Source organism: Actinocorallia lasiicapitis, assembly GCF_054778695.1.
In genome coordinates this window covers 1-6124 of sequence record NZ_BAAGZI010000360.1, presented here as the reverse complement: position 1 = coordinate 6124, position 6124 = coordinate 1, and the positions used below count along the sequence as shown (strand labels likewise).

Here is a 6124-nt window from a genome sequence, read left to right as displayed (position 1 = left end):
GCCTCGACGGGCGCGGCGGACAGGCCGAGCGCGTCCTCGGTCTCGCGCAGGGTGCGGCGGCGGCCGACCCAGAACTCGCCGTGCCTGCGGTCGCGGTAGAACTGCGCGCCGAGCGGCGAGCCGTCGCGCGGGGACCGCGGATGGGTGTACAGGACGGCCTCGTGCCCGGCGCCGTCCGGTTCCAGCACCAGCACGGTCTCCGGGACGGCCTCGGTGGCCAGTTCGGCGGTGAGGTGGGCGAACGCCGAGTGCGGCCGGAAGGGGTAGTCGCAGTCGTTGCTGCGGACCTTCAGATCGCCGGCCGGGATGACGAGGCGTTCGCCGGGGAAGCGGGCCGACAGCGCGGCGCGCCGCTTGGCCGCGTAGACGGCCGCGGGGACGGGCTGGAGCGCGACGTCCGTGCCGGCCCAGCCGCCCTGGAAGAAGTCGGCGAGGGCGGCGGGGATGGGGAGGTCGTGGCTGCCGGTGACGAACTTGTCGTCTGAGGAGAGGGACATCGTTGGCTTTCTCCGTGGTCGGGTGAGCGCGCCTTGGCGGCCGCCGTCGGCCGAAGTGGCGTAAGCGGTCGGCAATGTGACACCCTACTCTGGGTAGTCGGGCTTGGAGAGAGGGGCGCCGCTGATGTCCGAACCGTTGAACCTTCCGGACTTCGGTGCGCGTCAGAACATCCGCGAGAAGATCGCCGACGCGCTGCGCGCCGCCCTCGTGGCGGGCGAGATGCGGCCCGGGGTGATCTACTCGGCGCCGGTGCTGGCCGAGCGGTTCGGGGTGTCGGCCACGCCGGTCCGCGAGGCGATGCTCGACCTCGCCAAGGAGGGCCTGGTCACGGTCGTCCGGAACAAGGGTTTCCGGGTGACGGACCTGTCCGAGCGGGACCTGGACGAGATCACCGAGATCCGGGCGCTGATCGAGGTCCCCACCGTCGCCAAGGTCGCCTCCACCGTCCCCGCCGAGCGCGTCCTGACGCTCCGGCCCAGGGCCGAGGCGATCGTCGCGGCCGCCGAATCCGGCGACGTCCTGGGCTATATCGAGGCCGATCAGACCTTCCATCTGGAGCTGCTGGCCCTGGCGGGCAACGGGCATCTGCTCGGCGTCGTCCGCGATCTGCGCCACCGCTCCCGGCTCTACGGCGTCACCCAGCTCTCCGAGAGCGGCGCCCTCGTCGACTCCGCCCGTGAGCATCTGGAGCTGCTGGAGAAGGTCGCCGCCGGGGACTCCGAGGGGGCTGCCGCGTTCATGGGCCACCATCTGCGCCATGTCCGGGGCATCTGGGCCGACCGCCCCGAATAACGCTGCTCAGCGACCGCCCCGAATAGCGCAGCTCAGCGGCGGGGCGGCCGCCAGCCGCGCATGACCACGTCCACCTGGTCGACGGTGAGCGGCGGTGCGGTCAGCTCGGCCGGTTCGGGCGTGCGTAGGCCGTCCAGGACGAAGGCCAGCTGCCGCCGCCACGCTTCGGGCGCGATCGCGCCGGTGTAGTCGGCGACCGTCGCGATGGTGAACGCGATGATCGGCATATCGGTGACGTTCAGGTCGGCGCGGACGACGCCCGCGGCCTGGGCCCGTTCGATCAGGGTCCGGCCGATCGGCATCAGCCGTTCGCGCGTCCTGCGGACGCGGTCGGAGCCGTGGCTGCCGCCCAGCACGATCTCGCGCAGCCCCCGGTCGCCCGCCTGCGCCGTGCACATGCCGGTGAGGAAACCCGACAGGGCCAGCCAGGGATCGGGCTCGGTCAGCGCCTGCTCGGCGATGGTGACGAGCTGGACCAGCTTCTCTTCGAACAGCTCGTCGACCAGCGCCTCGCGGTTGGCGAAGCGCCGGTAGACCGTGCCCACCCCGACGCCCGCGTGCCGCGCGATGTCGTCGAGGGTCACCTCGAGCCCCTGCTCGGCGAAGAGCTCCGCCGCGGCGTTGAGGACGCGCCGCCGGTTCCGTTCGGCGTCGGCGCGCAGCGGCCGTGTGTCGGAGCTCATAGACCCTGATCCTATCAAGCGGAGGAATATCCTCCGCTTCGTGTTACCTTCGACTAACCGGAGAGCGGTTCTCCGGTTAATGCGAGTGAAGAAGTGGGAGTCATGGAGCCTTCCCGGAAGAAGTGGGCGATCATGGTGGTCATCGCCATCGCCCAGCTCATGGTCGTGCTGGACGCCACCATCGTGAACATCGCGCTGCCCTCGGCCCAGCACGACCTCGGCTTCACCGACGGCGACCGCCAGTGGATCGTCACCGGCTACGCCCTGGCCTTCGGCAGCCTGCTGCTGATCGGCGGCCGGATCGCCGACCTGTTCGGCCGCAAACCCCTGTTCATCACCGGACTGATCGGTTTCGCGGTCGCGTCCGCGCTCGGCGGCGCCGCCGGGACCTTCGAGGTGCTGGTCGCCGCCCGGGTGCTCCAGGGCGTGTTCGGCGCCATGCTCGCCCCCGCCGCCCTGTCCCTGCTGACCACCACCTTCACCGAGCCCGCAGAACGCGCCAAGGCGTTCGGGATCTTCGGCGCGGTCGCCGGCTCCGGCGGCGGGATCGGGCTGCTGCTGGGCGGCGTGCTCACCGAGTACACCTCGTGGCGCTGGTGCCTGTACGTCAACCTGGCGTTCGCCGGGATCGCCGTGATCGGCGCGCTCCTGTTCCTCACCCACGAGCGGCCCGCCCACCGGCCCAAGCTCGACCTGCCCGGCACCGTCACCGTCTCGGCCGGCCTGTTCGCGATCGTGTACGGGCTGTCCCGGGCCGAGACCGAAGGCTGGAGCTCGGCCACCACCCTCGGCTTCCTGCTCGGCGGGGCCGCCCTCCTGACGGTCTTCTGGCTGCTCCAGCTCCGGACGGCCCAGCCGCTGCTGCCGCCGCGCGTCGTCCTCGACCGGACCAGGGGCGCGTCCTTCCTGGGCGTGCTGTTCCTCGGCGCGGGCATGTTCGCCGTCTTCCTGTTCCTGACCTACTACCTCCAGCTCACCCTCGGCTTCTCGCCGGTCAAGACCGGGTTCGCGTTCCTGCCGATGGTGCTGGCGATCATGGTCGGCGCGCAGCTGTCCACCCAGGCGCTGCTGCCCAAGGCGGGGCCCCGGGTGCTGGTCGGCGTCGGGATGCTGCTCGGCGCGGCCGGGATGCTCTGGCTGAGCGGGATCGACCTGCACAGCTCCTACGCCGCCGACGTCGTCGGCCCGATCATGCTGCTCGGACTCGGGCTCGGCCTGGTCATCGGCTGCTCGATGAGCCTGGCGACCCTGGGCGTCGCGCCCGCCGACTCCGGGGTGGCGTCCGCGACCGTCAACACCGCCCAGCAGATCGGCGGCTCCATCGGCACCGCGCTGCTCAGCACCATCGCCACCACCGCGATCACCGACTACGCGGCGGGCAAGGCGCCGAGCCCGCTGCTCCAGGCCGAGGCCATGGTGCACGGCTACACCGTCGTGTTCACCTGGGCGGCGGGGATCTTCGTGCTGGGCGCGCTGGTCTGCGCCCCGCTGATGCGCCGCAGGGTCCCCGAGCTCGTCCCCGGCGAACTGGTCCTCGCGCACTAGGCTCGGCGCATGGAGACCGTGCCGACCGAGGTGACCACCTGGTACCTGCAGCAGACCTCCCCGGACGACCTGATCGCGGCGCGGCCCGCGCCGGTCGAGATCGTCCGGGCCGAGGTGCCCAGCCCCGAGCTGGGCCGGTACCTGTACACCGGGGTCGGCGGGGAGCACCGGTGGACCGACCGGCTCGGCTGGTCCTACGAGCACTGGACGGAGCACCTGGCCGCGCCCGGCGTCGAGAACTGGCTCGCCTGGGACCGTGGCACCCCGGCCGGGTACGCGGAGCTCGTCGGCGACCCCGACGGCTCGGTCGAACTGCGGTGCTTCGGGCTGATGCGCCCGTTCCAGGGCCGGGGGATCGGCGGCCATCTGCTCACCGAGGCGCTCCGCAGAGCCTGGACGCTCGGCGAACGCCGCCCCGGCGGGCCCGCCACCACCCGGGTCTGGCTGCACACCTGCTCCCTCGACGGCCCCGCCGCCGTTCCCAACTACGAGAAACGCGGGCTGAAGGTCTACAAGACCGTCACCGCCGTGGAACAGGTCTGGGCAAGACCCCTCGGACCCTGGGCGGGCGCGCATTAGGGTCCGACCATGAGAATGTTCGTGGTCGACGCCTTCACCGACACGCCGTTCGGCGGGAACCCCGCCGGGGTCTGCCTGCTGGACGGGCCCGCCGACGAGGCGTGGATGCTGAAGGTCGCCGCCGAACTGCGGCACTCGGAGACGGCGTTCCTGAGCGACGCGGGCAACGGCGAGTTCGGGCTCCGCTGGTTCACCCCCGAGGTCGAGGTCAGGCTCTGCGGCCACGCCACGCTCGGCGCCGCCCACGCCCTGTTCGACTCCGGGCTGATCCCGCCGCACAAGCCGGTCGTCTTCCACACCAGGAGCGGGCGGCTCACCGTCACCCCGGCGGTCTCCGGCTACGAACTCGACTTCCCCGCGATGCCGTCCTGGCCCGCCGAGGCGCCCGACGGCCTCGCCGACGCCCTGGGCGTGCCCGTCGCCGAGGTCCGCCGCAACGCCCAGCACGATCTGCTGGTGGCACTCCCCGACGCCGCCGCGGTGCGGGCCGTCGACCCCGACCAGACCGCCCTGGCGAAGATCGACGCCAGGGGCGTCACCGTCACCGCGCCCGGCGAGGACTGCGACTTCGTCTCCCGGTTCTTCGCCCCGGCCGTCGGGGTCGCCGAAGACCCGGTCACCGGCTCGGCCCACTGTATGCTCGCGCCCTTCTGGGGCGGGATCCTCGGCAAGGAGTCGATGACGGCCCGCCAGCTCTCGGCGCGCGGCGGCACCGTCCGGGTGACCCTGCGCGGCGACAGGGTCCTGCTCGGCGGGGAGGCCGTCACCGTTCTGGACGGCGAACTGCGGGTGTGAAACTTGTCCCGTGCGGGGCGGTGCCGTTCACTGGGGGAGTGATCTGGTCGCTGCTGGCGGGGATGCTGCCCGTCCTCGCCTTTCCGCGGCCGGGACTGGCCCTGCTCGCCTGGGTGGGCCTGGTGCCCGGGCTGCTGCTCATCAGATCGGCGGGCGATCCGCGGACGGCGTGGCGGCGCGGCTGGGCGTTCGGCTTCGGCTATCTGCTGGCCGCCGTGTACTGGATGACGCCCAGCATCGGCCCCGGCGTGCTCGTCGTGGCGTTCGTGTTCGCCGCGCCGTGGGCGCTGTGGGGGCTGGCGGTGTTCGCGCTGCTCGGCGTCGCGGGGCTCGTCGTCGTCCCGGCCGTCTGGGTGCTGGGGGAGTACGCCCGGTCCTGGCATGGTTTCGGCGGGCCGTGGGCGGTGTTCGGCGCCACCCAGTGGCGGCATCCGGTGGTGCTGTCCCTCGCCGGGATCGGCGGGGTCTGGGCGATCAGCTTCGTGCTGGTCCTGGTGAACACGGCGCTGGTGGCGGCCGACCGGCGGGCCCTGGGCGTCGCGGCGGCCGCGCTGGTGGCGGGGCCGCTCGTCTACTGGGCTGCGGGGGAGCCGCCCGAGGACGGCCGGTTCAGGGTCGCGCTGGTCCAGCCGGGCGTCGTGCACGATCCCGCCACCCGGTTCGCGGAGGGGCTGCGGATCACCGGCGGGCTGCCGCCGGTCGATCTGGTGGTGTGGGGGGAGAGCAGCGTCGGCTACGACCTGAGCCGCCACCCCGACCTGCGGGACCGGCTCGACGGCCCCGCCGTCCTGGTCAACCAGGACGCCCGTGACGCGAGCGGCCGGATCTCCAAGGTCTCGGTACTGCTGGAGGGCGGGGTGGAGAAGGGCAGGTACGCCAAGACCAGGCTCGTCCCGTTCGGGGAGTACGTCCCGTTCCGGTTCGCGCTCGGCTGGCTCACCAAGATCAGTAAGGCGGCGGGGGAGGACCGCGCGCCCGGCACCGGCGACGTCCTGTTCGACGTCCACGGAGTGCCCGTCGCCCCGGTGATCTGCTTCGAGTCCGCCTTCCCCGACCTGGCCAGGGCCGCCGCGAACCGGGGCGCGCGGGTGATCGTCGTCCAGTCGGCGACCTCGACCTTCCAGGACTCCTGGGCGCCGCCCCAGCACGCGTCGCTGGCCGCGGTGCGGGCCGCCGAGTCCGGCCGTCCCGTGGCGCAGGCCGCGCTCACCGGGGTGTCGGCCGCCTTCGAC

At 72.7% G+C, this 6124-nt stretch carries 7 protein-coding genes; 5 read left to right on the top strand and 2 right to left on the bottom strand.

Going from position 1 to position 6124, the window contains the following annotated elements; all coding sequences use genetic code 11:
* Window positions 1-497, bottom strand: a 497-nt coding sequence (locus ACYVE7_RS27530) for an aminopeptidase P N-terminal domain-containing protein (RefSeq protein ID WP_460368600.1), incomplete at its 3' end; no start/stop codon positions are given.
* A gap of 124 nt (window positions 498-621) precedes the next feature.
* Here ACYVE7_RS27530 and ACYVE7_RS27525 point away from each other — a divergent pair.
* On the top strand, window positions 622-1290 hold the full coding sequence (locus ACYVE7_RS27525; RefSeq protein ID WP_460368598.1) for a GntR family transcriptional regulator: 669 nt from the start codon (window positions 622-624) through the stop codon (window positions 1288-1290).
* A gap of 32 nt (window positions 1291-1322) precedes the next feature.
* Here ACYVE7_RS27525 and ACYVE7_RS27520 read toward each other — a convergent pair whose 3' ends face one another.
* A complete protein-coding gene (locus ACYVE7_RS27520) occupies window positions 1323-1973 on the bottom strand; it encodes a TetR/AcrR family transcriptional regulator (RefSeq protein WP_460368596.1) in 651 nt (216 codons plus the stop codon).
* 102 nt (window positions 1974-2075) lie between these two features.
* Here ACYVE7_RS27520 and ACYVE7_RS27515 point away from each other — a divergent pair, with 102 nt between their 5' ends.
* The 4 genes from ACYVE7_RS27515 to lnt all read left to right on the top strand — a co-directional run.
* Window positions 2076-3518, top strand: coding sequence for an MFS transporter (locus tag ACYVE7_RS27515; RefSeq protein WP_460368594.1), 1443 nt, complete (start codon window positions 2076-2078; stop codon window positions 3516-3518).
* A gap of 9 nt (window positions 3519-3527) precedes the next feature.
* A complete protein-coding gene (locus ACYVE7_RS27510) occupies window positions 3528-4097 on the top strand; it encodes a GNAT family N-acetyltransferase (RefSeq protein ID WP_460368592.1) in 570 nt (189 codons plus the stop codon).
* 9 nt (window positions 4098-4106) lie between these two features.
* The gene (locus ACYVE7_RS27505; protein WP_460368590.1) at window positions 4107-4892 is read left to right on the top strand and encodes a PhzF family phenazine biosynthesis protein; all 786 of its coding nucleotides are present in this window, start codon (window positions 4107-4109) and stop codon (window positions 4890-4892) included.
* Window positions 4889-6124 (top strand): apolipoprotein N-acyltransferase (gene lnt, locus ACYVE7_RS27500; RefSeq protein WP_460368588.1); only part of this gene is annotated, 1236 nt, incomplete at its 3' end. The genes ACYVE7_RS27505 and lnt, both read left to right, overlap by 4 nt.